Below are 3,388 nucleotides of genomic sequence, written 5' to 3' on the forward strand. Positions count from 1 at the left end.
ATTTCTGCTCTCACACAAGCGTGAGTATAAAACGATTACCTGAGTATTTTACTAAGTCTTTATCCCAGAGTCCAAAACCCGTATTATATGCGCAAATAATTTCATCGAGGCTTACTTCATTATGGTCACTGTTTCCGAATCAGCTCAACATTATCTCGCTCAACTTGTCTCTAATCAGGAGTCAAATGGTATGGGCGTTAGAATGTTTGTTACTCAGCCAGGCACTAAATTTGCCGAGACCTGTTTGGCCTATTGTCAGCCTGAAGATATCGTTGAAGACGATGAAGTGATGGAGCTAGAAGGCTTTAAACTTTACCTCGAGAAGAAAAGCGTTCCATTTCTAGATGAAGCATTTGTAGATTACGCAGAAGAAAAAATGGGTGGCCAGCTGACAATTAAAGCGCCAAATGCCAAGATGCCAAAGATAGATGAAAATTCCAGCTTGTCAGAGCGTATCACCTATATTCTTGTTACGGATATTAACCCTGGTTTGGCATCGCATGGTGGTGATGTATCACTTGTTGAAATAACTGAAGATCAAATTGCGGTACTTCGCTTCGGTGGCGGTTGTCAGGGGTGTAGTGCAGTTTCAATTACCTTGAAGGACGGTGTCGAAAAGCGTTTGTTGGAGGTTGTTCCTGAGCTAAGTGGCGTGCGTGATGTAACAGATCACTCCGTTACGGATAATGCTTATTATAAATAAGCGAACTCTGGTATCAGAATAGCGCTCTTAGAGCTTAGGTTCTAGGTACAACTAGTTAGTCGTTCTAAAAAAGGAAGGTCAATGATCTTCCTTTTTTTATGCTTGATTGTGGCTCAGGTTAGGATCATTTCGCTGTATTCACATGCTATTTCGTATACTATGGCCCGACTTACATCTTAATTTTTAATATTATCTTCATAATAATTTTAATAACACTATGCAGCCTGATTACGATACTCAACTAACCAACAAGAAATCCGAATTTAGCATCAAAGTCCTGATGCAAAAAATCCTTTCCTACTCAATTCTATGTCTTTTGTTCGTAACGATTATTTCGGGCACTAGTGAGAATATGCATGCACAGATGCTTAAGCTTGGCAGCTATTTTTGGGAGGACTACTTTATTCTTCGGGGTGATGAGCCCACTGCAGACTGTGAATATCAGTTTGATATCGAAGCCAGGTTGGATGAATTAGAACAAGAGCACCTTGCAGAAAATGAAGACTTCGATTTATTTGCGACTGAGTTTGATCGTGATTCAGCTCGTAATTCCTTAGCTAGCCAAATCAGGCTATGCCAGAAGCAGCATGCTGATGCCCAGACCTATCGAGCTCAAATGAATGTTTGGGTTCGTACTTTTAAAGATCTTGAGCACACCTTTGCTCAAGTTAGTTTGCTTGCTATTGAGAATCAAAAACTTACTTTGATATTGCTGCTGGCACTGTCTGCGTTTATCACAACATGGAAGCGTAATCATATTGCGTTTAGGTCGATTCATAGTCGAATGGATCACTACGTTTCGAATGTAGGGCAGTTGTTTGCCAATGCCTGTCTTGGGTTGTCTACCGTCGCGTTTTACCAAGGCTCTTACGCATCGGGGACTGAGGTTACCAACCCTGAGTTAATGATTATCCTTATGCTCGGGTGTTTTAGCTTATGCGGTCTGAATCTATATCAGTTACTCAATCCATCGCCAGATCTTGAGCCTGGAGGTAAACCCTGGCTTGCCTTTATAGCGATACCTATTCATAGTATTATGCTGTTAGCAGCGATCTTTCAGTTTTTTATTGTTGAGTCGCACTATCCAGGTATTGCTATCTATTTTACTCAAATCTTTCAGCTAACTAATCTTCATTTAGCAATTGGTCTTTATATTCTGGTTGGTATGCTGCTTAAAGAAACGCTTCTTGGTGCAAAATTGTTTGAGGTGTTTAAACCTTGGCACCTGCCGCCTGAATTGCTTGCATTTGTTGCTATCGCATTGATGGCATTCCCGACTGCTTATACCGGTGCTTCGGGCATTATCATTATTGCGATGGGCGCGGTTGTTTATCAAGAGATGAGGCGAGTAGGGACTCGTCGTCAGTTGTCGCTTGCCGTGACAGCAATGACGGGTTCAGGTGTTGTGCTAAGGCCTTGTTTGCTTGTAGTTGGTATTGCAATACTTAATAAAGAAGTTGTGACAGACGAGCTGTTTCATTGGGGCTTCAGGGTTTTTCTTCTGAGTATGCTCGTGTTTGCGGTATTTGCAATGATTACACGAAAGGACCCTATGAAAATTGTACCGGCAAGTGAAGCATTGTTACCTTCTCTTAGAAATTTGATGCCACTTCTTCCTTATGTTGGGATTCTGGTCGCTGCGCTCTTTCTTTACGACATATTGCTAGATGCTCAACTTGACGAATTTACGGCACCTGTCATGCTGCCAATTATCGTTATGGCAGTTTTAGTGTTTGAACGTAAATTTAGTAGGGATTTCCATCAGCGAAATGAAAGTGCTAAGGCGAGTCCGACGATATCTTCAGCCTTTTCCAGTTCTGTAGATAACTCATCCATACAAATTGGCGCCTTACTGATGTTAATGGCTTGCTCGTTTACAGTTGGCGGCATTATAGAACGGGGCGGCGGCGTACTAGAGATACCCGAATTCTTCGGCTCTACCTACGGCACGATGGCGTTTCTCGTTCTGTTTTTGGTGATGATCGGCATGGTAATGGACCCCTTTGGTGCGCTTATCCTGGTTACAGGTACGATTGCTCCGGTTGCTTATGCTGCCGGAATCAATCCGATTCACTTCTGGATGACCTGCTTGATGGCTTTCGAACTTGGTTATTTGAGTCCGCCGGTTTCGTTAAATCACCTACTTACCCGTCAGGTTGTGGGTGATGAGGAAGTCAGTCTCGCTTTAAAAGAGGGCGATTCCTTTTATTATCGCCACGAGCGTTTACTTCTTCCGCTTATGGTTATGGGTACAACACTCATTCTTGTTGCTTTCGTTCCATTAGCATTCATCGATCAATAAGGTTGCTAGAATGGAACGCGTAGCAAAACGTGAGGAGCAATTAGAGCAACTTGAACGGCAGAGTGAAAGTGACTTGCCAGAAATAATTTCTGGCATGAGTGATGAACAATTTGAAGCTGTGTTTGATTTGGTTGAGTCGGTGCTCGAACGTGAAAGAAAAGGATTTGATCGTTTTTTCGAGTCTATCTCTCAAACGCTTAGATATATCCCCAACTTTCTCGTGCTTGCGATTACAAACAAATATATCGACCCACCCATTGCGGCAAGAATTACATCTAAGCTCCCCATTAAGAGTGCTGTTCAAATAGCAAAAGGTTTGTCTGTTGAGTATGTCTGTGAAACAGCGGTCTTTATGAATGAGCGCTATGCAGCCGAATTGCTAG

At 42.5% G+C, this 3,388-nt stretch carries 3 protein-coding genes; all 3 read left to right on the top strand.

What is annotated here, in order from left to right; translation table 11 throughout:
- The first annotated feature begins 118 nt into the window (after window positions 1–118).
- The gene (gene nfuA / locus A3766_RS18900; protein ID WP_197469755.1) at window positions 119–703 is read left to right on the top strand and encodes a Fe-S biogenesis protein NfuA; all 585 of its coding nucleotides are present in this window, start codon (window positions 119–121) and stop codon (window positions 701–703) included.
- A gap of 352 nt (window positions 704–1,055) precedes the next feature.
- Entirely contained in the window at window positions 1,056–3,005 is a 1,950-nt protein-coding gene (locus tag A3766_RS18905; RefSeq protein WP_197475941.1) for a TRAP transporter large permease subunit, read from the top strand.
- 10 nt (window positions 3,006–3,015) lie between these two features.
- The coding region (locus tag A3766_RS18910) for a hypothetical protein (RefSeq protein ID WP_156508980.1) at window positions 3,016–3,388 on the top strand (373 nt) is incomplete at its 3' end.

Source organism: Oleiphilus sp. HI0132 (genome assembly GCF_001635845.1).

Coding starts and splice junctions, on each gene's coding strand:
- A3766_RS18905 (WP_197475941.1), top strand. CDS start 1,056: ATGCATGCACAGATGCTTAAGCTTGGCAGCTATTTTTGGGAGGACTAC.